A 26,117-nucleotide genomic window follows, 5' to 3' on the forward strand; every position below is an offset into this window, starting at 1 on the left:
GTTATTTCTATGTCAGACGACAAAAAGAAAAATAATACAGGTGAAAAACAAGGTACAGACCGTTCGAGGCGTACATTTTTAAGAAACTCAGGCATAGCCGTTGGAGGCCTTGTTGTTGGTGGTACAATCGGGGGTTTACTTGGTAGTAATAAAAATACAGAAACCGATGTGGCACCAGCAGCACCCGAGGAAAATCCAAATATTGCATTGATGTTTTTCTATCCAGATGAGTATCAGACTACAGTAGCCGCTTGTGAACGTATCTTCCCAGCGGATGACTTAGGACCAGGCGCAAAAGATTTAAATGCAGCAATCTATATTGATCATCAGCTTGCCAGTCAATGGGGGATCAACGGCAGTGATTATCGATTGGGTCCATGGTATGAACCGGAGGAAACGCAAGGAGAACAGATCAAGCTTTTCCGAAAAGACTTATTCCGTTCAGGTTTAAAAGAACTGGATAATCACAGCAACAAAGAGTTTTCTCAGAAGTTCGTTGATTTAGAACCTAGTCAGCAAGATGAGGTATTAATCGCATTTGAGCAGGGGGAAGCAAATGATTTATCAGGTGTACCTTCATCTGAGTTTTTTAATTTACTTCGAACATTGACTATCGAAGGCATTTATGCAGATCCGATGTATGGTGGAAATAACAGAATGGAAGGCTGGGCAATGAGAAAATACCCTGGTACACGAATGAGCTATGTCAATGAACTTCAGAGTAAAGAGTTTGTCGAGCTTAGCCCAGAGAGCTTAACTAGTTATATGGGAAATGGACACTAGATATACAATCTTAATCTGGAAGTGTCTTCCTATCTAATAAAGATGACTTAAAAGGAAAGGATTGATAGGTGTGGTGGAGAAGTTACCTAAAGTACCAGTTGCTGTGGTTGGAATGGGCTGGGCAGGCAGTATTATTGCTGCAGAATTAACAAAGGCTGGCATTGAAGTGGTCGGCTTAGAGCGAGGGAAGGATAGGAAATTAAGTGATTTCGCAATGGTTCATGATGAGCTCCGTTTCCAACATCGAGCGGAACTAATGCAAGATTTATCAAAAGAAACAATTACATCGCGTAATAACCGGGATATGCGCGCACTACCTATGCGGCAGTATGGAACTTTTGTTGTTGGGACAGGGGGTCGGAGGTGCTGGAACGCATTGGAACGGACAAACTTATCGCTTTCTCCCGTATGACTTTGAAATTAAATCAATGACTGAAGAACGCTATGGTGCAGAAAAAATTAAACCTGAAATACCACTCCAAGACTGGGGCATTACATACGACGAATTGGAGCCCTATTATGATACTTTCGAGAAGATGGCGGGAATTTCCGGTGAAACCGTTGATCTTTATGGACCACGAAGCAATCCGTATCCAACAGGTCCAATGTTAAAAACAGCCGTTTTAGAAGAATTTGAAAAAGCAACGAAAGATCTTGGCTATAGTCCGTATATGATACCTTCTGCCAATCTATCGGAGAATTATGAAAACCCGGATGGTATTTCACGTGCTGCGTGTCAGTATTGTGCTTATTGTGAGAACTTTGGCTGTGAATATGGTGCGAAGGCGGATCCGATTGTTACGACGATTCCAGTTGCTCAAAATACAGGTAATTTAGATCTTCGTACCTACTCCAATGTTATAGAAATTTTAAATGATGGTGAAAAGGCAAGCGGTGTTAAATACGTAAACACACTAACAGGCGAGGAATATGAACAGCCTGCTGAAGTTGTCGTTGTGACAAGTTATGTATTTAATAATGTAAGATTGTTACTAAACTCTAACCTCGGAACACCGTATGATCCGGATACAGGAAGAGGAGTTATTGGGAAGAACTATTGCTACCAAGTAAGTTCCGGTTATTCCACGCTTTTCTATGAGGATAAAGAGTGGAACCTTTATGCTGGTGCTGGTGCGTTGGGAATTGAAATTCCGGAGTTTGCTGGTGATAACTTTGACCATTCTGATTTAAATTTCTTGCATGGTGCAGGTATTCGTACAACCCAATATGGAGATCGTCCAATTGCAACGAACAGAGTACCGGTCGGAACACCTTCATGGGGGTCAGAATTTAAACAGCAAACGGTTAAATATGCCAACAGTGTTTTACAAGTTAAATCTCAAGGTGCAAGCTTACCACACACCCAAAACTATCTTGACCTTGACCCTACGTACAAAGATGTTTACGGTAAGCCATTATTACGCATGACGTACGATTACACGGAACAAGATAGAGAACTAGTCAAATACATGGCTAAAGTCACGCGTGAAATTGGTGAGAAAATGGGAGCTGACTATATTGATACAGTCGATGAGCAGGCACCCTTTAATGTAAATGTTGATACAAACACACATAACACTGGCGGTGTCATTATGGGGAGTGATCCGGAGACGTCCGCTGTAAACAATTACATGCAAATGTGGGATGCAAATAACGTGTTTGTTATCGGTGCTAGTGCTTTCCCGCATAATAGCTGCTTCAACCCAACTGGTACGATAGGTGCCTTGTCTTACCGAGCTTCGGAAGGAATTGCAAAGTACCTTAAAGATGGCGGCTCGCTTGTATAAACCATGGAGCGTTGGCCCCTTTTAGAATAGAATTACAGTCTTAGGGTACAGTAAAAAGAACAGCAATTTTTTAAAAGGAGGCTGCAGCAGGTGAGGAAAAAGTGGAAACTCCTACTCATGACGATATTTCTTTCTTTAAGTTTTCTAGCTGGTTGTAATACGGGAGATAGCGAGAATAAGGATAACGACAATAATAATATTGAACAGGACGATTCCGGAGAACAACCTAAACAGTATGATGAAGATACGGACACGGATGATTTTAATGAGGACTATATAAGGGATGAAGAACCAACTAAAAACAATGATGAAGGTTCAGAATCAGATATGGAACTTCAAAAAGGCAGTAACAAGGAATTCGACAAAAACCGTGGCGCAGAATAACAGAAGATAAAATGACTGCAAATGAATAACAATTTGCAGTCATTTTTTTGGTGTGCCAGGCATGCGCATCTTCTCTGGAGTTGAGGTTCCGGGCCATGAATGAAGGGCTACCTTTAAACCCTCATTGTTCTTTTTTCATTTTATAGAAAGAATATATGACAGGATATTCACTCAATTGGGGTTGGGTAGCTAATCAAGATGATTGACTTTAAGAAATGGTTTTAATGCAACGCTAGTGCTTATTTTTATACGTTTAATTTGTTATTGGACGTTGTGATTGTTGTATAATATGTATAAATTAGGAAGGAGGAAGAAAGTGTGAAGTGGTCTTTATATCAGATAATAATGATTTTATTTATTGTAGTGTCTATGTGGTTGTTAGAATATACAAGTGAAGGTAGTACTGTTCAATCAACATCTGGAGAGTGGACTACTGTAATCTCTTCATACAGTAGTTTTTTCATTGTTGCATTGGTTGTAACTTTTATTTACTTTATCTTTTTATTTGAGGCTAAAAAAGATAAAAGTTTACTTAATCACCCTATTTGGACAAACATGCCAAAAATCTCTGCAATTGTTGGTATTTTATCAGTTATCCTGTTTATAGTGGGTGGAACTATTGGACCTATTATGATTTGGGCGGAACAATGGCGTTCCTTATTATATATGTTTCTTGTATATTTCCTTTTTATAATTTTCCTGTTTATTTTTTCATTTGAACACAAAAGACAAAGAGCTTCTCAACTGAGCCAAAGATCTATACATATTTCCTTTATATGGACACTTTTATTGTTTTTTATTCTATATTTTTTATTTTAGGTTCAGAGGGGAAATTGCTATTACATAATGAAACCTTTTACCTCGGGATACGTATGTAATTATAAGAATAATATTATGGAGGGTTAATAGTGAAAAAGTATATTATTTTTTCCATCAGTTTTATTGTAGCATTTACATTACTCCAAGTTGTATCTGGAATATTTATTACATTTACATATACGCCAGATATGGAAGTGGCTCGGAATATGGGTACGTTTCTATCCCAAGAAACTTTTATTGTAGGTAGTGATAGTTCTGTACTACCAGCGATATTTATTGCTTTTCTTTCTGCTTCAATTGCATATTTTATCCCGAATAAATTTACAAGCACTACTAACAACGTCAAATAGATTTTTCACTGATGGGGTGCTTATCTTAAAGGATAAGCATTCTCATAACAGGGAGCGACGCTATCTAATATACAAAGAAAAATAGAGGCAACGACTGCGATTAACGCAATGATCATTGTGGAAAAAGAAATCATGAACGTCAAAGCTTGGAATGTTGCCTCAGTGCAAAAGTTGCATATTTAATTTAATACGTATTTATCTCTCCCGGCTAGAAAGCCAAAGATCATTATTAATGTAGATATTAGAATTAATACAATTAACGGCACCGTCCAACTCGTTGTCAAATCAAATACTATACCTATCGCAAAAGGACCTGCAGCAGCTAATAAATATCCAATCGACTGGGCCATACCCGATAACTCTGAGGCTTGTTCAGAGTTTTTTGCACGTAAGCCTAGTAGAGTTAAAGCTAATGCGAACCCGCCATTTAACGTGATGCCAATTAATGTAATACTTATAATCAATATAGGCATCGAGCTGCCTAGTAGAAGTCCACTATAACCAAAGAAAGCTGATAATCCCATCGATACAGCAATAAGGCTTTGGGATCTCACTTTACCGGCAAAGGTCGGTACTAAAAAGCTAGCGGGAAGCCCAATAATCTGTGCGAAAGATAGAAGCCAACCAGCTGTCGTTAAACTTACTCCATTTGAAATCAACATTTCAGGTAACCAAGATATCGTCACATAAAATAAGAATGATTGTAAGCCTAGAAGGGTTGCAACCTGCCATGCTAAGGCGGAACTCCACATTCGATTATTAGCCGAATTATTACTTTCTAGTTGTATCTGTTTTCCTTCATTGTTTACTTTATTTTTTCTTGTTATATATATCCAAATAAGGATAGCTAGGATTGCAGGTATCATCCAGATTTGCAGAGATAATTGCCAATTTCCATTTAACATTTTTGTAAATGGATAACTTAACCCCGAAGCAGAGGCTGCAAATATATTCATAGCTGTTGAGTAAACACCTGTCATGAGTGCTACCTTTAACGGAAAATTATCCTTAATTATACTTGGTAATAAGACATTACATATTGCAATACCCGAACCAATAATAAGTGTTCCTAGCAATAACGGGGTAAGAATTGCGAAAGAGCGAATTAGAATACCGATAATGATTAAAAGTAAACCAATGATTAATGCAATTTCGTTTGTTAATTTTCTAGATAACTTTGGGACAATTGGTGATACAATGGCAAATGTAATCAGGGGTAAGCTCGTCAATAACCCTGCCGTTCCATTGGAAATATTGACGTCATCTCTGATTAAACGAATTAAAGGACCGACTGACGTAATAGCGGGTCGTAAGTTAAAAGCTACGAATATAATTCCAATTGTTAAAATAAGGTTCTGTAAATTAAAAGGACCTTTATTGATAGTATGATCTGTATTCTTCATGAAAGACCTTCTTTCAATCTATATTCCAATATTAAAAAGGATATCATTCAAACAAACATACATCAATCGTTGTTATTCGCTTGAAGCAAACATCCTTTAATTAGAAAATTGATACTAAATAATATTCTTATTGGTATTCAAGTATAGATTTATTAGAAAATAAGCATTGCAACAATGGCGCCGTTCAGAAGATTTGCTAATGTAGCTCCGATTAGCGCTTTCATCATTAGTTTTTGAATTTGAGGTACCATATCTGATCGTTTGCCCGCGAGTCATTATGGTAGCTCAATGCTAGTTAAGTAAAACCAAAAACCGGACAAGGGGATACTTTTATAACTAAAATAGACATGTTTGTTTATAGATGCAAATATAATGTTGCTGACATACACTTTAAGCTGTTTTCTTTTTTTGAAGAGTAATTTCAACATGATGACGCTATATATGTAATCTAAATAAAACCCCCTAATAAGACACTTGAATATGCCTGTATTAGAGGGTTTTTCTTACTTACCGTCGAATCTTTTTTTTAGTATAACTGAAATTTTATTTTTAATTAATGATAATTAATTATGATAAAAAATGAGCTAAATAGTCCTGCATACATTTCGTTTTATCATAAGAAATCAAAATAGAAGAGAGTACATCAAACAGAGGTTGCAGTTTAACAATCAATATGACATACTAAACTTAATGTCTGAAAAATCCATATTTAATCACCACTAGGGGTGTTTTACTGAAAAACTGAGAGAGGTAATCCTCAACCCTTGAACTTGATCTAGTTTGAACTAGCGTAAGGAAGCGGTGAATAGAACAGATTGAAGAACATGTTTTTTCATGTAACTAATTTGTGTCTTATTCTAACCACTTCTATTTTCTAGGAGTGGTTTTTTTGTTTAGGGAGGTGAATGACTAGTTGTCTATTAAAATAAATTAGAGAGGGAGTTATCTAATGGATATAACGGTTGAACACTTATTAAAGCAAGTCGACGCAAGAAAAATGGAATTAATTGATTTATTATCAAAGCTCATTGAATATAATACATCTGCGCCTCCTGCTCGGAATACGAAAGATGCACAGAATTTTATCGCTGATTATTTACATCGAATGGGCTTTGAAATCGACATGTGGGACGTGTATCCAAATGACCCGAATGTTGTTGGTGTGAAAAAGGGAATAAAATCTACTACACATAATAGTCTCATCATCAATGGTCATATTGATGTAGCTGAGGCTCGTGAAGATGAAGTGTGGAAAACGAATCCATTCGAGCCGATTATCGAAGAAGATCGGATTATTGGTCGAGGAGCCGCTGATATGAAGGGCGGGCTTGCTAGTGCATTATTCGCAACGAAACTATTGAATGAAGCGGATATCGAATTGCCAGGAGATCTGATTTTCCAATCTGTTATAGGTGAAGAAGTTGGTGAGGCGGGTACGTTGCAATGTTGCGAGCGAGGGTATAATGCAGACTTTGCGCTTGTAGTAGATACGAGTGATTTACATATCCAAGGTCAAGGCGGTGTAATAACTGGGTGGATTACGGTAAAAAATCCGCGTACGTTTCATGATGCGATGAGAAGGAACATGATACATGCTGGCGGTGGTCTGCCTGAAGCGAGTGCAATTGAAAAGATGATGAAAGTTATAGAAGGCTTACAAGAGCTGGAGCGCTATTGGGCTGTAACGAAACAGTATGAAGGATATCCGGCGGGAACGAATACGATTAATCCTGCTGTAATTGAAGGGGGACGCCATGCGGCATTTATTGCTGATGAGTGTCGTTTATGGATCACGGTGCATTATTATCCGAATGAGACGCATGAACAAGTGAGTAAAGAAATAGAAGACTATATTCTTCGCATTGCCAAAGCAGATCCTTGGTTGTGCCATCATCCGCCTACTTTTGAATGGGGTGGAACTTCGATGATTGAAGAACGCGGGGAAATCTTCCCATCATTAGAAGTCGATAAGAATTATACTGCGGTTCATGCGCTAGCCGCGTCTCATGAAATGGTACACGATAGTAAGGTGGTCATCGATGTTTCCCCTTCTGTTACCGATGGAGGATGGTTTGGGCATATGGGGATACCGGCAGCGATTTATGGACCGGGTGAGTTCAGGCATGCACATGCGGTCAATGAGGAGGTTTCTATTCAACAACTTCTTCAATTTACGAAAACAATGATTCAATTTATCTATGAGTGGACGAATCAAAGGAAAACAAAATCGTAAAAGGAACGATGTCCATCAATGAAAAAGTGGTATGCTCAGCAGTTATGAATTATGAGACTTAAAGGATTTGAATCTGTCTTATAGCAGGGTTCTATTAGATAAAACAGCTCTAAATTCGTGAAACAGTCTCATATAAGGTTCTAAAAGCGAATTGAAATATCTAATGGGTGAATTTCATATTTTTGCAGAAGTGAAAAAATGGAGAGTATATTAACTGATCTGGGATTGTGACAATTTCGTTCGTGCACTTCTTGCATTTCCCATTATTACGGACTACTATGTTAAATCTTTTTGAAGTGTGAGTATCTAGTCATCTATGCTAGACTCGTTCATAGTTCCAAATATAAATAATTAAAACAGCATTGGTAGTTAAAATCCGATGCTGTTTTGCTATTTAGTCAGACATATAGATAATATAGAAGTCAGTTTTTTCCAAAAGTAAAGATTTATAAGGAGGTTGTGCAACAGGTGCAATCCTTCTAATTACGGATGTTTCTTTCTCTAAGTCTTCTAACTGAAATCGATAAAAATCGGATCGGTTCGTTATCTCTTATATGTTCCTCATTATAATCATTGGAGTTTATATCTTCATCATACTGTTTGGGTTTTTCCGGGAATCATCCTGGTGTGGAATAATTGAAGATGAAATGACTGCAAATCGTTATCCATTTGCAGCCATTTTTTATTTTAATCGTTTCATCCTCAATCCCTCACCAACAAATAAACAAAATATGGCGCACCAATCAAAGCAACCATAATTCCAGCCGGAATCGTTGTATCAATCAAATTTCTTCCAACTGTATCCGCAACCAACAGCAACCAGCCACCAAGTAAAATCGCAACCGGGATAAACAATTGATTCCTCGGTCCGACTAGGGATTTCGCAAGATGTGGTGCAATCAGTCCGATAAAGCTGATCCCCCCTGTGACAGAAACGGCAGCAGCTGCTAATGCAACAGCTGTTAAAAGTAGCGTGACGCGTTCTCTCTCAATGGAAACCCCAACACCAACTGCAACAGGTTCACTTAACCCAAGCAGGTTCAACCGGTTCGCTTTATATAAAGTAAATGGAATCAAAACGACAAGCCAGGGAAGGAGAGCCACAATAAATGGCCAGTCGGTTCCCCAGATATTCCCTGCGATCCATTTGGCGATAAAATCTACTTTCTCCCGCTCGGCAGAGGAAATAATCACAATCATCGCACCTGACAGTGCCGCAGAAAATCCGATTCCGATGAGCACGAGATTTACAGGCTGCAAGCCACTTTTTTTACTATAAGCAAATAGATAAATAAGGAAACCAGTGATAACTGCGCCGAGAAATCCAACAACTGGAATCATATAAACAAAGCGTCCAGCTTCAATCGGAAAAAATAAAAAGAAAACGGCAATGGCGACTCCCGCACCGGAATTAATTCCGATAATACCAGGATCAGCCAAATCATTTCTCGTAATTCCTTGCAGGATTGATCCAGACAGAGCGAGTGCCATCCCAGCTAGAAGGGTAATCAATATCCGTGGCAAGCGAATCGAATATAAGATGAATTCCTCATTTCTACTGCCAGATCCGAGAAGCGTCTGAATGAGTCGGTCAAAGGTTAAGCTGGATGAACCGATGCCCATGCTTATTATAACCGTCGTTATAATAAGTAATAGTGAAATAACTAAAATGATGCGCTGTTTATTAATTAATGCCGGATGTATCATACGAATGCTTTTCCTCCTTTACGAACGATGAGGAGGAAAAATGGTAAGCCGATCACAGAGATGATAGCGACAACAGGCGTTTCAAATGGTGCATTCAACGTACGCCCAACCGTATCAGCGAACAGCATGAACGTAGCCCCTGCAATCGCAGCCATTGGTAAAATAAACCGATAATCCGTCCCAACGATTGCTCGGACGATATGCGGGATCATCAGTCCAATAAACGTCATATTCCCAACCAGGGCAACGGATGCGCCTGCAAGGATAATAATGGCGATAAAGAGCAGGATTTTAACTTTGAAAATATTTTGTCCAAGGCCTATCGCTACTTCTTCATTTAAACTGAGAATCGTCAGCTGCTTGGAAAGGAAGATGGCCAGCACAATCCCGATAAGGATAAAGGGCATGATAATTTGCAGTTGCTTCCAATTCGTGCCGATCATTCCGCCTGCTGTCCACATGGAAATGTCTTTTGATATTTTAAAATAAATTCCAATTCCCTCAGCAATGGCAACTAGAAATGCGGAGACGGCAGCTCCGGCAAGTACAATGTGAAAGGGAGAGAACCCGCCTTTTTTCATGGAACTAATGCCAAATACTAATCCGGCACCGATTGCCGCTCCGATAAAACAGGCAACCATCGTTAGAAAGTAGTTGGCTGTAGGAAGGAGGGCAATCGTAATTGCTAAAGCCGTATTCGCACCGGCCGTTAAACCGAGGAGTCCAGGATCGGCAAGCGGATTCCTGGTTAAACCTTGCATGATCGCACCAGATACAGCAAGCGCTGCTCCAACAGCAATTGCGGCAATTTCCCGGGGTAAGCGAATATCACGGATAATGGAAATTGCGTCATTCTTATTGGATGTTGTGAGCGCGAGCCACACATCTTGAACTGAAATTTCTGCTGCACCAAAGCTCATTGCAAGAAGAAACATGCAGATAAAGATGGGAATGGCTAGAATAAATTTGAATGCTAAAGCTTTTTCCTTCATAATTTTACTTTCCTAGAAATCCTTCTTCAAAGAGTGTGAGCTGCTTCTCCAATGTAACCGGGTCGCTGAATGATGCACCTTCCCCTTGCATATCAATCACATTACCATTTTTCACAGCCGGTATGTTCCTGTAGGTGTCCGTTTCCTGGAAGGCGGTGTCTGCCTCGGAATATTTACTTAGCACGATATAATCCCCTGCAAATTCCGGGAGCACTTCTGCCGATAATGTATAATAACCTGATTCGGATGCATGTTCTTTTACTTTTTCAGGCATTTTAAGTTTCATTGAATCATATAAGATTTCTGTTCCACGGGCAAAGTCCTCACCGTAAACATAAAGATCTTTGCCATAGGCTTCCATAACCGATACGGTTGCATCTTCACCAATCTTGGCACGGACGTCTTCCCCGATTTGCTCCGCGCGCTGTTTAAAGTCTTCAACCCATTCTGTCGCTTCTTCCTCTTTCCCAAGAAGTTTGCCAATTTCGATATGTTGGGTTAAATAATCTACTTTTCCCCATGTATAGGTTACAGTTGGTGCAATTTCTTCTAATTTATCGAGATTGTTCACCGTTGATAGCGCAATAATTAGGTCTGGTTCTAATTCCAAGATCCCTTCCAGATCATCCTCTGAAACTTCTGCTACATCTTTCAATTCTTCTTCAAAGGTCGGATTGTCTTTAGACCAAACATCTACACCGACAACGTTCACCCCTAAATGGATGACATTCCCTGTATAGCCAGAGAGGATGACGACCCGTTCGGGATTGGCGGGAACCTCAATCGGGCCTGTCTCCGATTCGTATGTAATTGTTTCCCCTTCGCCTTCTGGTGCGTCACTTGTTTCTTTCGTTGTATTGGAATTGCTGCATGCGTTAATGAGAATGAGCAGCAGCAAAAATGGGATGATTCGTTTCTTCATATTGTTTTTCCCCTTTCAGTAGGTTGTACGTCATACACATAGGTTTATTCGTGCGCGGATCCCGTCCGATGACGGCATCGATTTGAAAAACTTCCCGGAGCACTTCCGAATTTATAATTTCTTCACAAGCCCCGGCTTTCACGATCTCTCCATTCTTTAATGCAATGATATAATCGGCGAATCGAGCGGCTTGATTTAAGTCATGCAACACCATAATAATCGTCCGGTTATGTTCTTCGTTTAGTTTCTGTAATAACTCTAAAACATCGAGCTGGTGCGCCATATCTAAATAAGTTGTTGGCTCGTCCAGAAAGATAATTTCCGTTTCTTGTGCGAGTGTCATTGCAATCCAAACTCGTTGGCGCTGACCGCCGGAAAGGGAGCTGATGGGCCGGTATTTAAAGTCCGCTATACCTGTAACTTCAAGTGCCCAATCGATGACTTCCAAATCCTTTCTCGTTAAACGTCCGAAACCGGTCTGATAAGGGAATCTCCCGTAGGATACTAATTCTCCAACTGTTAACCCGTCGGCACTTTCAGGAGTTTGAGGAAGTATTGCCATTTTTTTCGCGAGCGTTTTCGTATTTTCTTTTGCAATATCTTTCCCATCTAACAGGACGGAGCCTCCTTGGTGAGGGATAATCCGTGTAATAGCCTTCAATAAAGTAGATTTTCCACAACCGTTGGATCCGATGATCGTTGTAATTTTCTTATCTGGAATGGTTAAACTGAGATTTTTAACGATTGATTGATCCCCATAGCCAATATATAAATCTTCACCGGAAAGGCGGGTCATTTGTATTACCTCCATCCTAAATTAGTGATATTCACTGATAATGATTATCAATTTCAATTATATATGTTAATATATAATTAAATTTTCAATGTGTCAATGTCTATTCAAGATTAAAATAATGTGGGGTTGGAGTGGATGACGATGAAACAAGAGGAACTGTTTGATGTAACGATTATTGGTGGAGGTCCGGCCGGGCTCTATTCCACTTTCTATAGCGGTTTACGGGAAATGAAGACGAAGCTGATTGAATATCAGCCGCGTCTTGGCGGAAAGATCCATGTCTATCCGGAAAAAATGATTTGGGATGTCGGTGGAGTGCCGCCCGTTCCAGGAGAAAAGCTGATGGAACAGTTAGTCGACCAAGCGTTGATTTTTGAACCAGCCGTAGTGTTGAATGAGAAAATAGAAGCGATTTCTCGTAATGAAGAAGGAATTTTTGTATTGCGATCCGCTTTAGGAGACATGCATTATTCAAAGACAGTAATTGTTGCGGTTGGGGCAGGAATTCTAAATCCGAAAAGACTGGAGATTGAAGGAGCGGAACAATTTGAAGCCGCGAATATTCATTACGCAGTTACGTCACTTAAGCGATTCCAAGGTAAAACTGTGCTTATTTCAGGAGGTGGCAATGCGGCGATTGACTGGGCGAATGAACTCGAACCAATCGCGAAAAAAATATATATGACCTACCGAAAGAGTGAACCGACTGGTCATGAAGCACAAGTGACCCAGTTACGGAACAGCTCTGTGACGCAGCTTTCGCAAACGACGATTACGAAATTAGTCGCTTGTGAAAACCATGAAAAAATCAAATCTGTGGAACTGACGGATCGATTGACAGGGGAGAAAATTGAAGTTACTGTTGACGATGTGATCATTAATCACGGCTATGAACAGGATGCGAGTTTACTACAAGAGAGCGATTTGAATATTCAAATGAAGGATGATTTTTTCATTGCTGGTAATACACATTGTGAATCATCCGTTCCTGGTTTATATGGGGCGGGGGATATTGTAGCTTTCGATGGTAAACTAAATTTGATTGCCGGTTGTTTCCAAGATGCTGCGAATGCCGTGAACCGGGCGAAGCAATATATTCAACCGCAGGCCGAGGAATATGCGATGGTATCGTCGCATAATGATCTTTTCAGGCAGAGGAATCAGGAATTAGTGGAGGAGATGATGAGGGAGGAGGCCTGTTGCAAAGAGACTGTGGGTGGTAGGCATTGTAAGTAAAAAGCATCTACACTAAAAATCAATCAAAAGAGGGACCTTCATAGGCCCCTCTATTTTACACCGGTCGCACCGTAATCTCGTTAACATTCACATAACTAGGCTGGGTAACAGCATAGACGACAGCCTTTGCGATATCAGTTGGCTCAAGCTTTTTACGGCCATTCCAGTTGTTATCACTGCTTAAGCTCGTATCAACCATACCTGGTGAAATATTGGTTATCCTTACACCTGTTTTGGCGAGTTCCTTTTCTAACCCTTGAGAGATAACCCGAACAGCATGTTTTGTAGCACTATAGACGGTACTTGTCTTTGTTACTTCAAGGCCAGAAACAGAAGCAATGTTAATGATATGGCCAGTAGAACGGGATAGCATGGAAGGTAAGACAGCATCAATGCTATAAAGGGTACCCTTCACATTCACATCGATCATTTTTTCCCATTCCTCCACCTGTCCAGATTGGACGGTGGCTGATAGCATTTGCCCAGCATTATTGACAAGAATGTCCACATTTCCTAGCTCCGTTTGTGCCTGTTCCACGAGTTGATTAACGTCATTCTTAACGGATACATCCGCCTGGACAGCAATGACTTTCACTTTTCTATTTGTTATTTCCGTAATTTCATTCTTTACTTCGTTCAACTTATCCATTCGGCGGGCGGCGAGGACGATATTCGCCCCCTCTATTGCTAATTCCTTAGCAATAGCAGCACCAATTCCAGCACTGGCCCCTGTAACGATTGCTGTTTTCCCTTGTAATTTGTTCAAGATAATCTCCTCCTCCTAGTTGTCGCTACCATCTCGCTCTTTTATCTCTTTGATATGAAGGCGATTGAAGTTATTCTCAAATGGATAGCAAAAATAAAGCATTTGCACTAATTATTAAGCATTTGTTGTTAATACTCAAGGAGTATGCATACTTCGATGATTTTGCTAGATCTAAAGTATAGGCATTTCAGCAAGCTGATTATCTTTGTGTATGTTTACATGATGAGAACTAATGTTCTTGCATTTGTTTAATTTCATGCTGGTAAATGATATAATGATTTAAAAAATGGTACACCGCTAGTTATTGAAGTACTTGAGCAATATATATTGAAAAATAAACGCTATTAACTTGTCGATGTTTACTAGGATGAACAGACGATTACATCTCCAACAATTAGTTGCATATCGTTCAATATGAATAATATAATGAAAAATATTCCGCAGATAACGTAGTGGAGTTTTTTGCGATGACAGGGTCAAAAAAACGACAAATCGTAGGAAAAAGCAGCATCTTGAAGCGGAATTAACCGCCTAAAGATGCTGCTCATTACATTTACTTCGCTTCCGTTACTCTCTTCACTTCTGCAACAACTTCTTCCGCGGTTCCCATTTCTAGAGCCTTCTCAGCAAGTTCCACCATATCCTGCTTACTCAATCCACGAATCTGTGACCTGGCTTGTAGGATCGATGTTGCACTCATTGAGAATTCGTCTAGTCCGAGTCCAAGCAGGAGTGGTATAGCTAGCTCATCGCCGGCCATTTCGCCGCACATGCCTGTCCATTTACCTTCACGGTGGGAGGCATCAATGACCATTTTTACAAGACGTAAAATGGCTGGATTGTACGGCTGGTATAGGTAAGAGACCTGTTCGTTCATGCGGTCGGCAGCCATTGTGTACTGAATCAAATCATTCGTTCCAATACTGAAGAAATCTACTTCTTTTGCGAATTGGTCTGCAAGTACGGCAGTGGAAGGGATCTCCACCATAATTCCGACTTCAATATCATCAGAAACGGCTGTACCTGCTGAAACTAATAATTCTTTTTCTTGTTCTAAAATTGCTTTTGCCCGTCGAAATTCCGCTAGGGTCGCAATCATTGGGAACATTATTTTTAAGTTACCATAGACACTTGCGCGAAGAAGTGCACGTAGTTGAACACGGAATATATCCTGTTCCTCTAAACAAAGACGAATCGCACGGAATCCAAGGAATGGGTTCATCTCATTCGGTAGGTCCAGATAAGGAAGTTCCTTATCTCCTCCGATATCAAGCGTACGAACGACGACAGCTTTTCCGTCCATACCTTCTAGTACTGCTTTATATGCTTCAAATTGTTCTTCTTCTGTTGGCAATTGGTCGCGTCCCATGTAAAGGAATTCGGTACGGTAGAGTCCGACAGCTTCTCCGCCATTGTTTTTAACACCGGTCAAGTCGTCAGGTGTTCCAATATTGGCAGCTAATTCGACGTGTTCGCCGTCCGCTGTTACGGTCTTCTCATTCACAAGTTTTGCCCATTCTGCCTTTTGTTCTTCATAACGAATTTGTTCTTCTTTATAAAAAGCGATTTTTTCGTCTGTCGGGTTAATATGTACTTCACCTTTTAACCCGTCAACAATAAGAAAGTCGCCATCTTGAACTTCTTCTGTCACCGTTTTTGTTCCGACTACCGCAGGGATTTCCATGGAGCGGGCCATGATTGCCGAATGGGAAGTCCGGCCACCAATATCTGTTATAAAGCCTTTGACAAATTCACGGTTCAATTGAGCGGTATCTGATGGTGTTAAGTCTTCCGCCACAATGATCACTTCTTCAGAGATCATGCTTGGATTTACCATTTGCACTCCAAGTAGATGGGCAAGCACGCGTTTCGTTACATCACGAATATCTGCAGCGCGTTCTTTCATATAGTCATTATCCATTTGTTCAAACATTGTAATGAACATATCTGCCGTTTCCTTCAGAGCTTGTTCGGCATTTACTTGTTCGGTTTTCACCTTTTCCTCGATAGGAGAAATCAGTTCTGGGTCACTCAATACAAGTAAATGTGCCTCAAAGATGGCAGCTTTATCTTCACCAAGGTCAACTTTTGCCTTTTCACGAATTGCTTCAAGTTCATCTTTCGAGATAGCGAGTGCACGCTGGAAACGTTCGATTTCCTTTTCCGTATCTTCTACTTGTCTTTTTTCAAAGGAGAGATCAGGTTCGATTAACCGATACGCTTTCGCAAGCACGATACCACTTGAAGCTGCGATACCATGTAGCATACTCATTCTGCCAAACCTTCTTTATTCAATGTTTCCTCTAATTTGTCCAATGCTTCCTGCTCGTCATCGCCCTCTGTGCGAATCGTAATTTCAGCATCTTGACCAACTCCGAGTGACATAACTCCCATAATGGATTTCAAGTTAACAGATTTTCCGTTGTACTCTAACTGAACGTCTGATGTGAATTGCCCGGCAACCTGTACTAAGGCTGAAGCCGGACGTGCGTGTAATCCTACTTTATCAATGATTGTAAACTTTTTTTCTACCATTTATCTCATCTCCAATTTATATTTTTAAAATGATGATTTATAGTTCTTCTCCATTGCTTTCTATGACTTTCTTATACCGGTAGCTAATCGATCCGGTAGTCATCATGGATGGAACCATCATCTTCTACTTTATCATAAGCCCCTAAGCCATTTTCTACAAGGAAGAGCGGCTGTTTTCTTGCTGTGCCTTGAGTACGTCTTCTGGGTTTGGCGTGTTCGGATAATAGCTCATTCAAGCATACAACCCATTTTCCCATCTGGAATAATTTCATGAATCTTTTTCGTTGCAAGGGAACTAGCTCACGAATTGATGGTGCAATCCTTGATATTTCACTTGCATCGAATTTTCTTCTTTATCATTGGAAATTGTGATTTGAATGTAGCTATGCTATCTCTCCTTAATTTTATATTATTTATGATTAGCTGTCGCCTCGGAAAATCTACTATTTTGCGACAGTTAATATGCTATCTTCTAAACCAACTTTTCTTGGTTTTTCTGGGATAATATCCAAATAATCAGCTGAATTCGTAATAATGATGGGGGGCGCCGCCGTTTGGTAATGTTCCTTATGTTATCCATAAAAAAACCTGGAAAAGAACATAAATAGACATAAAATTAGTCTACTTATGTATCTTTCCCAGGTTTTGCCTGACTAACCAGTAACAATCCTAGAACTATTTCTATTATATTGTGCTTGCGATTACTAATGCAAGTGGTAGAGTTTTCCGTTGTGTTGATTTCATCCTGATTTTTCTTTCGTAAATGATACGAGTAATAGAAAGGAATAATACCGCGAACTAGTAGTATTCCGCCGATTAGAAGTAGCTTAGGTTTTTAAAAAATAAAAAAACCTTCCCGCTAACAGGAAGGCTAGATTTAATAGCGCTGATATACTTTCTTTTTTGAACTGAATCTTTCTGTGAAGAACAAATAACATACCTGATACCAAAAAATCGCAATAAATGCGGCTGCTAAGACATCCGTGAAATAATGCATGCCAATTATGACTCTGCTTACACATACAAGCAAGGGAAGGGCGATGCATAAAACAACCGTAATTGTTTTCAACTTTTTCGATTTTATGAACTGAACAGCTAGAAAAATTAAAATGAGAGCCAAAAGAACGATGCGCATCGCATGACCACTTGGAAAACTATAGGAAGTTAGATCAAGTGAGTGGCCGAACACTTCCAGATCTCTTGATTCTCCAGGCCTGCCTCGTTGAATCGTCATTTTCAAAGCCAAATTGATGAAAATGCCACCGAATGTCACGACAAGTGAAAAAAAGGCATAGCCCCATAACCGCTTGAACGCAAGAATAGCTGCGATAATGAAAGTGATAATTAAAATCATTTCACCAGAGCCAATTTCCGTAAGACCTTCCATTATTGAAAAGATACCTGGTAATTCGTATGCTGTCAGCCATGAATAGATGGCTTCATCCATATGTATGAGTTGCTCTCTGAATATAGCAAGGAGCAAGAATAATACTAGACTGCTAACAATAATAACTTTTTGTTTTCCGGTAGAGAATTCCATATTATACCTACTTTCTAATAGTATAAAAAAGTAGTATACCATTTGTTAGAGTGTCTGCCAAATGAATCGTTGCTACACCTTTATGCATAATTTGTCGGATTTTTACGATGAAAAGATGGACAATTAAGAAGGAATTAACGATTGAAAAGTTGTATTGATATAAGTAACGGATTGAATTGAGAAGACATGAATGGGGGATGAACGGTATGCATGAAAATAATGAATGGTTTCCAGTTGTAAGTGTCTCCGAACAAGTGAATATACCTCCAGAAACAGTTAGAAGATATGCGAGGCAGTATAGGGATTTTTTGAATATAAAAAGAGGCGAGAAGAAGGCATATCTCATCCATGAAAGTTCGTTTGCTACGATTAGAAGAATCCGTTCATTGTTGGAACAAGGTCATCAGCATGGACAGGTGAAGCACCTATTGGATAATTCGACTGAGTTTTTTATTCCAGCGAAAAGAGAGAATAAAGAAGGGGCTTTGGTAAATCAAAGTCCAATGTACAAGGAAATGATGGAAGAGCTACAGAACCTGACAGAACAGAATAAGCAGTTGTTGACGATGCTGCACCAAATGCATGAACGGATGGACGGGTATGAGGAGCTATTATTACAGCAGCATAGTTTTCCAAGTGAACAAGTGGATGAACGGGAAAAAGAACAAAGGGACTATGAACGGAAGCGGGATGAGTATTTGATGAAAACGATGAATGATATGCAAGAAAGGAAAAAGGAAAGTGTTAGTACGAAAGAGAGGCCGTGGATTTTTACGAGGTTGTTTAAGAAGTAAGGGAAAGTGCCTGGCACTAAACTATGCCAGGCACCGCTTGTCATTATCATTCGGTTATTCTTCAGAGCTTAATACCATATTCTCAGTCCAATTTAAAATTTCTTCTTCATCTACACTAGGATCTTCAACGAGAAGCGAGTAGCGTAAACCATCTTCATCCCATGTATATCCATTAATAATTTCCTCGTACTCAGCAGGATTTCCGCGAATTTCTAAATTAGGTGCTTCAATTTCCATATCCTCTGGAGTAGGGAAAACGGATAGAGAGGCTAGAGGTGTGCCTTCTTTGGAACCGTAATTCATCACAATTTCATTCCGGTCTAACTCCCCGCCGGAGAAATCATACAGCTCCACACTTAATAATTCTGTATTGTCATGAGAAAACAGAAGGAAATCTTGGCCTAATGCTTCCTTAGCTTCTTCTAAAGTGACGCTTGTCTCTCCTAAATCTCCGTCCAATGTTTCGATTTCAACGTCATCTGGGATATCGATTGTAAACACATCTTCGGTAAATTTCGGTGAAAAGTCGAGCTCTGTATATGTTGATTCGGTTCGGCTATCTCCTGTTTCAGAGATAAGTTTTACGATAAACCATGTTTTTTTATCAATCCATACCTCCATGTCACCGATTAAACCACCGGATTCATTTGCCTCGATTTGAATGTGATACGTGTCAAACCCGAGAATTTTTTCTTCACCAACTAACTCATGCGTATGTGAGTCTTGGATTATATCCATCACGGTTGTGAATTGTTCTCTCGGACTAGTTGTTGTGAAACCTCCAAGCTCGGATAAATCCATTTCATGAGCTATTCCATTCTCTTTGTCATACATAAGCATCTTCTCACCATCGTTTAAAACTTCCGACTGATTCCCGAGCAATTTGTCATTAGAAATGATTTTTCTTTTTTGTCCTTCCACATTCTCTTCCATAGTGAAATGTTCGATTAATTCTTCTCCTTCAAATATTTTTGTTTCCGATACACCTGCATAATTTGTTATATCCTTATCCGATCCAATCGCATTGTGGATGATTTCTTCTGCAGAAACTTTCATGTTTTGGGAACAACCTCCTAGTACTAACGTTAATACACTTAAAAGAATAAGATATCTCTTCCATTTACGTTTCATTATGAACCCCTTTCCTTGAGCCAACAAGCTATTAATGTTCCTTTATCCTCTGTTGACCAAATTTTTATTTTTCCATCATGTTTTTCCATAATCATTTTTGCGATACTAAGGCCTAGTCCGGACGTGGATCCTTTACCACGGGAAGATTCATTTTGATAAAAAGGCTGGAACACATTAGCAAGCTGCCTCTGTTTCATGCCTTTCCCCTCATTTTGAATGAGGATGACGGTGCCATCATCCCGCCATGTATCCACTTCATTTCTAAACGCTGGGAATACCCATTCGGGGAGCGGATTTTTTGCAGATATTCCGGCTAACCAAATCTGTTTCTCGCTTGGTGTGTAACGAACCGCATTATCCATGAGATTATCAAGGAGCCGCACCATTTGCTTCGGGTCAAGCAAGTAACCGTTTTTAACAGCTATTTCTGTAGTAAGTGTAATCTGTTTACTAGAACAAGCTTCTTCATAACCAGTAAACAACATTTCGAAAAACTCATTTCCATTGACTGACACTTTATTCAATATGTTTTCCGCGGATTGTAGCGCGGTAAAGACAGACAAATCATTGATCATATCTTTCATGTGATCGAGCTTTTCATAAAGGATGTGGCGGTATTCTTTCTGTTCTTCTTCCGTTAAATGGTGATTTTCCAATGCTTCCGTATATGCGCGAACGGCGGTTAATGGTGTTTTTAAGTCATGAGAAAGGGAAGCGACCATATATTCTTTCTCCCGCTGTTGCTTAAGGAGCGCCTCGTTTGTTTCCATGATTTGAGCTTTCATCTGTTCAAAGTGATGAATAAGTATGCCAATTTCATCCTTTGGTTGGGCGAGTGGCTTCGTTGGTTTTTTCCCGTCTGCGAATGCTCTCATATGCTGTTGCAAATGATTCAAGGGCTGGTTCAATTTTCGGTTAATCGCTAGAAGCACGATAATATAAAGAATAAGGAAGAACCCGGCTAAAAGGATGAACATCATGTTGGTGCGTGTACTTGTTGCTTCCGCCCATTTATTTCGACTGAGTGTGATTTCGTATAGTCCGATTGGCTGATTTTGCTCATCAAAGACTAGTTGCTTCATCGTATAAGTACGTGGATTTTTCTGAAACTCATTTAAATTGCGAAATAAGTTTTCTTGAGGTGTCCACTGAAACTGCTCGGTACCTAATGTGTTCATCGAAGAAAATAAATGAAGGCCATCGGAACGATATAAATCAATTTTTAAATGATCATCGGTAAGACTTTTCAGATTCCGATAATTTTCTTTAGGCTGGCCTTGATACAGGGAAACATCCTTCAGCACACTTTCCAAGTCCGCAACGATTTCTTGAAAGTGTAGGAACTCCTGTAAATCTTGTTTTTGATCATAGTTGCTTAGACTGATATATAAAAGATAAACTGCTACGATTGGCAATACCATCACAACGAGATAACTAATCATTAACCAATATTTAATCTTCATCCTGATTGTTCTCCGATAAAGCGGTACCCGACGCCCCAGACAGTCTGGATGAATGTTGGATGTTTTCCGGTATCTTTCAGCTTCGTGCGGAGGCTTTTAATATGGACGGTAATCGTGTTATTGCCATCTACATTCATCATTTGCCAGACATGCTCATATATTTTTCCCTTTTCAAATGTGATAAAAGGATTCTTAGCAAGCAAAAATAAAATCTCTTGCTCTTTAGCCGTGAGTACAGCAACTTCTCCATTTATAAATACAGTCTCATTTAGAAAATCAATTGCTAAACCGTGTTTATAACGAATCATTTTCTCTTGCTGATGTTTTCCTGTATAACGATGGTATCTTCTTAGGTGGGAATGGACCCTGGCGGTCAGCTCTTTTAGGCTGAATGGCTTGGTTAAATAATCATCCGCTCCAAGATCAAGTCCAAGAACCTTACTGTCATCCTCCGTTTTCGCACTGACAATGAGGAGTGGTATATCACTTTCCAACCGAATCTGTTTACATAATTCAAATCCATCCATTTCCGGCATCATCAAATCAACAAGTACGAGGGAAAAATTACCTTCTTTAAATTCTTCCCAGCCCTCAACCCCGGTTGAAGCCCAAGTGACCTGGAATCCTTCTCTCACCAAATGATCACGCATAATCCGGGCAATTTCATAATCATCTTCAACAATGAGAATTTTAATTTCTTCTGTCATGGCTCTCCCTCTTCTCTGTCTACAGTATAATTCACAATATAATAACCCAATTAAAAGTTTATTTTTACTTAATAATAGCACAGCTGGTTCGCGGAGCTTGGCATACGTCGAATTTAAACTATCGAATAATTGGGGACCTGAGATTTTCGGTTGATGAGCAATGTCCCAGCGCGTTTTAGGATTTTTATAGTCTGATAGTTTTATCAAACAAAAAATGTCTAGTCTTCATTCCGCAATGAAAACCAGACACTAGATAACGAATTAATCTAAGCGATAGATCAGGAATTTCCCATGTTTCCCATGTTTTTTATACGCTTTCACTTTGTTAATTAATCGGAAAGGTGTTTCTTTTTTTAGGAACTTTTTAAACTCAGGTAGGGGATAATAGAAGATGATGTCTACAGACCGTCCATGTTCTTTCACGGATTGCAGAATGTTTTCTACGACTTGTTTGAATATCGTGACGGAAAATGGATTAAAAAAGTAAAATACATTTTCTTCAGGTTTGATTTTATATTGTTCGGCAAGTCCGAATTCAAAGCGGATTGGTGCTTTCAGATGTTTGTTTTTCCTTGTATATAATGCTTTATTGATCTGTGATTCCTCGAAAGTAAGATCATTCATTTCCACACCTGTTACAGGCACATCGAAATGATGATGGATGTAAAATGGCACCCTGCCCCTTCCACTGCCAAAATCGACGACATGATCAGTGGGTTTCAGTTTATACGAGCGGAACAATTGTTCAAGAGCAGCGTAGGGTGTCGCCTCATACCGATTATAGTCATCCGTCTGTCCACGCCATTCCCTAAGCCCGTTTGTCTTTACTTGAAGCATTTCATCAAATTTTCTTTCCAGCAATCTTACAACTTCACTCCATCTCTAAACATATTTATCAATCTATCAAGCATTCATTCTACTAAGAAGCCGGGCAAGTAGCAAGGGAAGCGTGTATGAATAGGCAACTTGTCAGTTCCCAAGCCAAATTGTTCCACGAATAACAGAATATTATGTCGATATTTGATATACAACTGTAATATCATATTAACTTCTATGAAATGGAGATATGCTAAAGTACCCATAGATTATCAAAAGTAAACATATAAAGTGAAACTTATTCAGTGGGTGTATTACAGACCGCTGATACGTGATAAATTTTCACGTTAGTGTTTTTACATAGAGGACGTTAAATATAGCTTGTTTAGCAATAAATGTGAGGGAAATGGGGAACGAGAAATTGAAGAGAAAGATCGTAGTGATGGCCACTATGGCAGTGGTTGGTTTTGGTAGCGCTTTTTTCAGTACAACAGCATCTGCAGATTCATTAGAAGATCTAAAAAATAAAGAAACCGAACTGCAGCAAGACCGTAAAGACATAAAAGCTAACCTTTCTGAAGCGGAAGAGGAAATAGCTGATATTTTAATTGAATTAGAAGAAATTAATGTTGAAATTAGTCGAATTAAGAAAGCAGTCGATGAAAACAAAGCATCATTGAAGAAGAATGAAGAAGATATATCGAATACAGAAGAAGAGATAGATGCACTTGAAACGGAAATTGCCAAGCTAGAAGAAGCGATTGAGGAACGCTTTGACATTTTAAAAGAACGGGCATCTGCTTACCAGAAAAGCGGTGGAGATATCTCTTACCTGGAAGTATTATTCGGATCTCAAAGCTTCGGTGATTTCATTAGCCGTATTAGTGCGATAAATAAGATTACAGAATCGGATGTAAGGTTGATGGAACAAATTGAAGCGGATAAAGAAATTGTAGAAGAGAAGCGAGAAAAAGTCGTTGTTAAACTTGAAGAATTAAAAGATTTGAAACTAGAGTTAGAAGAAATGCAAGCACTGATTGAGGATCAGGAGAAAGAAGCGAAGGTCAAGCAAGCTAACTTAGAAGAAAAAGAAGAAAAGCTTGTTGCTAAAGTAGAGGAACTAAAACTTGAAGATAATAAGCTAGCAGCACTTGAAAAAGATGTGAAAGAAAATATGACAGCATTAACGCAGCCGGCGCCGGATACTCAAATTGCTTCAGAGAGTGTTGGATCAAGTGGCGGTTATCTAGCATGGCCAGCGGTGGGAGGCTACATTTCAAGTTATGTTGGACCGCGCTGGGGTAGAATGCATCAAGGTATTGATATAGCAAGACCAAGCAATTATAATATTTTGGCTGCTGCAGATGGGGTAGTAACGAAAGCAGGTTCTGCTGGTGGCTTAGGAAATAGAATAGAGATTGAACATAGTGATGGATTAAAAACAGTTTATGGACACCTATCGTCCATCAATGTATCGGTTGGCCAACAAGTAACTACTGGGACAGTAATTGGGATAATGGGTAACACTGGTAATTCAACGGGTATTCATTTACATTTTGAAGTATATAAGAATGGTGCCCTGCAGGATCCAATGAACTACGTAAATTAAATGCTCTTGACTGGCGAAATGATATACTGGGAATATACCGTAGAGAACCCTTATCCACGTTAAATTTTTCCGATAGCTATATTACTTACGCAAACAATACATGATCAGCTGGCTTCCTAGATTAGGGGTGCCAGCTTTTTATACTTTACCTCATATCCAATTGGAATCCATGCAAAAATATAGGGTATACTAAAGGTATAATCAAACATGAGGGAGCGAGTCATATGGCTGCGATTATTTTTCAATCACCGAGTAAGTACATTCAAGGAGTCCACGTATTAAATGAAATTGGTGAGCATGTAAAAAAATTAGGAAATAAACCGCTGATTTTGTCTGATGAAGTCGTGTGGGGAATCACGGGCGAACAGATTGAAGCAAGCTTTAAGGAAACGAGTTTGGATTATCATTTTGTTGAATTCAAAGGCGAGGCTTCTCTTAATGAAATCAATCGAGTTGTAGAAGAAGGTAAAAGTCAGACGGTCGATCTTGTTATAGGTGTAGGCGGCGGAAAAACGTTGGATGCTGCTAAAGCAAGTGCGGATGGCCTCGATGTTGGCGTTGTGATTGTCCCAACAACTGCTTCGACGGACGCACCGACAAGTGCCTTATCCGTTATTTATAGTGATGACGGCGTATTCGAGTCGTATAAATTTTATAATAAGAACCCGGATCTTGTATTGATTGACACGGCAGTAGTGGCAAAGGCTCCACCACGCTTTTTCGCCTCTGGGATTGCAGATGCGATGGCGACATGGGTAGAAGCAAGAGCAACGATCAAGAGCGACGGGGAGACGATGGCTGGCGGGAAGCCAAGTATTGCAGCACAAGCCATTGCAAAAACGTGTGAAGAAACGTTATTTAAATATGGGATCCCTGCTTATCATGCGGTAGAAAAGGGTCTCGTCACGAAACAAGTGGAAGCAGTTGTCGAAGCGAATACATTATTATCTGGTTTAGGATTCGAAACTGGAGGACTCGCAGCGGCGCACGCAATCCATAATGGGTTTACCGTTCTCGAAGGTGATATTCATAAGCTAACCCATGGTGAAAAAGTTGCTTATGGAACATTGGTTCAGTTAATGCTTGAATTGCATTCGGAAGCAGAATTAAGAAAATACATCCATTTCTATCGTGCATTAAACTTACCAACTACATTAAGAGAAATGCATTTAGATAAAGTGTCCTTTGAAGACTTGGTTAAAATAGGTGAAGCAGCGACACAAGCGGGAGAAACAATGAGGAATCTATCTCCAGACATTACCGCGGAGGATGTAGCACACGCGATTATAGCAGTTGACCAATTCAGCCGGAACTAGGGAGCAATCCTAATAGCTCGCATATGAA

At 39.7% G+C, this 26,117-nt stretch carries 23 protein-coding genes, 2 pseudogenes and 1 riboswitch; of the genes and pseudogenes, 9 read left to right on the forward strand and 16 right to left on the reverse strand.

Annotated features, from left to right (window positions below; genetic code table 11):
- The 4 genes and pseudogenes from SPD53_RS11545 to SPD53_RS11560 all read left to right on the forward strand — a co-directional run.
- Positions 1-783 (forward strand): gluconate 2-dehydrogenase subunit 3 family protein (locus SPD53_RS11545; RefSeq protein ID WP_336252656.1); only part of this gene is annotated, 783 nt, incomplete at its 5' end.
- 70 nt (positions 784-853) lie between these two features.
- Positions 854-2,570 (forward strand): annotated as a pseudogene (locus SPD53_RS11550) (GMC family oxidoreductase).
- 90 nt (positions 2,571-2,660) lie between these two features.
- Positions 2,661-2,954 carry a hypothetical protein gene (locus SPD53_RS11555; protein ID WP_336252657.1) on the forward strand — a complete coding sequence of 98 codons (294 nt, stop codon included), beginning with the start codon at positions 2,661-2,663 and terminating at the stop codon, positions 2,952-2,954.
- Between the two features lie 318 nt (positions 2,955-3,272).
- Positions 3,273-3,773: a hypothetical protein gene (locus SPD53_RS11560; RefSeq protein ID WP_336252658.1), complete on the forward strand. Its 501-nt coding sequence runs from the start codon at positions 3,273-3,275 to the stop codon at positions 3,771-3,773.
- 73 nt (positions 3,774-3,846) lie between these two features.
- Here SPD53_RS11560 and SPD53_RS11565 read toward each other — a convergent pair whose 3' ends face one another.
- The 3 genes from SPD53_RS11565 to SPD53_RS11570 are packed head-to-tail and all read right to left on the reverse strand — an operon-like array spanning position 3,847 to position 5,526.
- Entirely contained in the window at positions 3,847-4,113 is a 267-nt protein-coding gene (locus SPD53_RS11565; protein ID WP_336252659.1) for a hypothetical protein, read from the reverse strand.
- 30 nt (positions 4,114-4,143) lie between these two features.
- Positions 4,144-4,302, reverse strand: coding sequence for a putative holin-like toxin (locus tag SPD53_RS19845; protein WP_442946227.1), 159 nt, complete (start codon positions 4,300-4,302; stop codon positions 4,144-4,146).
- Complete coding sequence (locus tag SPD53_RS11570) at positions 4,303-5,526, reverse strand: CynX/NimT family MFS transporter (protein WP_336252660.1); 1,224 nt, start codon at positions 5,524-5,526, stop codon at positions 4,303-4,305. It abuts the gene before it with no gap.
- 711 nt (positions 5,527-6,237) lie between these two features.
- A riboswitch (TPP riboswitch) is annotated at positions 6,238-6,340 on the forward strand.
- Positions 6,341-6,475: 135 nt separating this feature from the next.
- Here SPD53_RS11570 and SPD53_RS11575 point away from each other — a divergent pair.
- Positions 6,476-7,759: an acetylornithine deacetylase gene (locus tag SPD53_RS11575; RefSeq protein WP_156857340.1), complete on the forward strand. Its 1,284-nt coding sequence runs from the start codon at positions 6,476-6,478 to the stop codon at positions 7,757-7,759.
- A 702-nt stretch (positions 7,760-8,461) separates the two neighbouring features.
- Here the strand turns inward: SPD53_RS11575 and SPD53_RS11580 are convergent.
- Genes SPD53_RS11580 through SPD53_RS11595 form a run of 4 tightly spaced genes read right to left on the reverse strand, consistent with a single transcriptional unit; the run spans position 8,462 to position 12,176 of the window.
- Positions 8,462-9,466 carry a FecCD family ABC transporter permease gene (locus SPD53_RS11580; RefSeq protein ID WP_336252661.1) on the reverse strand — a complete coding sequence of 335 codons (1,005 nt, stop codon included), beginning with the start codon at positions 9,464-9,466 and terminating at the stop codon, positions 8,462-8,464.
- Positions 9,463-10,458, reverse strand: coding sequence for a FecCD family ABC transporter permease (locus tag SPD53_RS11585; RefSeq protein WP_336252662.1), 996 nt, complete (start codon positions 10,456-10,458; stop codon positions 9,463-9,465). Before SPD53_RS11585 ends, SPD53_RS11580 begins: the two co-directional genes overlap by 4 nt.
- Before the next feature lie 4 nt (positions 10,459-10,462).
- Positions 10,463-11,380 (reverse strand): iron-hydroxamate ABC transporter substrate-binding protein, encoded by a 918-nt coding sequence (locus SPD53_RS11590; protein ID WP_336252663.1) that lies wholly within the window; start codon positions 11,378-11,380, stop codon positions 10,463-10,465.
- Positions 11,334-12,176, reverse strand: a complete 843-nt coding sequence (locus SPD53_RS11595) for an ABC transporter ATP-binding protein (RefSeq protein ID WP_336252664.1) — start codon at positions 12,174-12,176, stop codon at positions 11,334-11,336. Before SPD53_RS11595 ends, SPD53_RS11590 begins: the two co-directional genes overlap by 47 nt.
- Before the next feature lie 141 nt (positions 12,177-12,317).
- Here SPD53_RS11595 and SPD53_RS11600 point away from each other — a divergent pair, with 141 nt between their 5' ends.
- Positions 12,318-13,412: an NAD(P)/FAD-dependent oxidoreductase gene (locus tag SPD53_RS11600; RefSeq protein WP_336252665.1), complete on the forward strand. Its 1,095-nt coding sequence runs from the start codon at positions 12,318-12,320 to the stop codon at positions 13,410-13,412.
- A 55-nt stretch (positions 13,413-13,467) separates the two neighbouring features.
- Here the strand turns inward: SPD53_RS11600 and SPD53_RS11605 are convergent, their stop codons facing one another.
- From SPD53_RS11605 to SPD53_RS11625, 5 genes and pseudogenes are all read right to left on the reverse strand, one after another.
- Positions 13,468-14,178 (reverse strand): SDR family oxidoreductase, encoded by a 711-nt coding sequence (locus SPD53_RS11605; protein WP_336252666.1) that lies wholly within the window; start codon positions 14,176-14,178, stop codon positions 13,468-13,470.
- 553 nt (positions 14,179-14,731) lie between these two features.
- Positions 14,732-16,450, reverse strand: a complete 1,719-nt coding sequence (ptsP, locus tag SPD53_RS11610) for a phosphoenolpyruvate--protein phosphotransferase (protein WP_156856134.1) — start codon at positions 16,448-16,450, stop codon at positions 14,732-14,734.
- The gene (locus tag SPD53_RS11615) at positions 16,447-16,713 is read right to left on the reverse strand and encodes a phosphocarrier protein HPr (RefSeq protein WP_156856135.1); all 267 of its coding nucleotides are present in this window, start codon (positions 16,711-16,713) and stop codon (positions 16,447-16,449) included. The genes ptsP and SPD53_RS11615 overlap by 4 nt, the downstream gene beginning before the upstream one ends.
- Positions 16,714-16,799: 86 nt before the next feature.
- Positions 16,800-17,044: pseudogene (locus SPD53_RS11620) on the reverse strand (6-phospho-beta-glucosidase); the annotation flags it as partial.
- Positions 17,045-17,590: 546 nt separating this feature from the next.
- Entirely contained in the window at positions 17,591-18,295 is a 705-nt protein-coding gene (locus SPD53_RS11625; RefSeq protein WP_336252667.1) for a phosphatase PAP2 family protein, read from the reverse strand.
- Between the two features lie 164 nt (positions 18,296-18,459).
- On the opposite strand from SPD53_RS11625, the gene SPD53_RS11630 reads away from it, so the two are divergent.
- Positions 18,460-19,047, forward strand: coding sequence for a MerR family transcriptional regulator (locus SPD53_RS11630; RefSeq protein WP_336252668.1), 588 nt, complete (start codon positions 18,460-18,462; stop codon positions 19,045-19,047).
- Between the two features lie 54 nt (positions 19,048-19,101).
- Here SPD53_RS11630 and SPD53_RS11635 read toward each other — a convergent pair whose 3' ends face one another.
- From SPD53_RS11635 to SPD53_RS11650, 4 genes are all read right to left on the reverse strand, one after another.
- Positions 19,102-20,103, reverse strand: a complete 1,002-nt coding sequence (locus SPD53_RS11635) for a LolA family protein (protein WP_336252669.1) — start codon at positions 20,101-20,103, stop codon at positions 19,102-19,104.
- A 74-nt stretch (positions 20,104-20,177) separates the two neighbouring features.
- On the reverse strand, positions 20,178-21,641 hold the full coding sequence (locus SPD53_RS11640; RefSeq protein WP_156856142.1) for a HAMP domain-containing sensor histidine kinase: 1,464 nt from the start codon (positions 21,639-21,641) through the stop codon (positions 20,178-20,180).
- On the reverse strand, positions 21,638-22,348 hold the full coding sequence (locus SPD53_RS11645; protein ID WP_156856143.1) for a response regulator transcription factor: 711 nt from the start codon (positions 22,346-22,348) through the stop codon (positions 21,638-21,640). The genes SPD53_RS11640 and SPD53_RS11645 overlap by 4 nt, the downstream gene beginning before the upstream one ends.
- Before the next feature lie 261 nt (positions 22,349-22,609).
- Positions 22,610-23,209: an SAM-dependent methyltransferase gene (locus tag SPD53_RS11650; protein ID WP_336252670.1), complete on the reverse strand. Its 600-nt coding sequence runs from the start codon at positions 23,207-23,209 to the stop codon at positions 22,610-22,612.
- A gap of 397 nt (positions 23,210-23,606) precedes the next feature.
- Between SPD53_RS11650 and SPD53_RS11655 the strand changes: the two genes are divergently transcribed.
- Positions 23,607-24,773 (forward strand): murein hydrolase activator EnvC family protein, encoded by a 1,167-nt coding sequence (locus SPD53_RS11655; RefSeq protein ID WP_336252671.1) that lies wholly within the window; start codon positions 23,607-23,609, stop codon positions 24,771-24,773.
- A gap of 224 nt (positions 24,774-24,997) precedes the next feature.
- Positions 24,998-26,089 carry a glycerol dehydrogenase gene (locus tag SPD53_RS11660; protein ID WP_188859079.1) on the forward strand — a complete coding sequence of 364 codons (1,092 nt, stop codon included), beginning with the start codon at positions 24,998-25,000 and terminating at the stop codon, positions 26,087-26,089.
- Positions 26,090-26,117: the final 28 nt, after the last annotated feature.

The organism is Oceanobacillus sp. MO10714A (genome assembly GCF_037072045.1).
In the GTDB taxonomy this organism is placed as follows: Bacteria; Bacillota; Bacilli; order Bacillales; family Amphibacillaceae; genus Oceanobacillus; species Oceanobacillus indicireducens.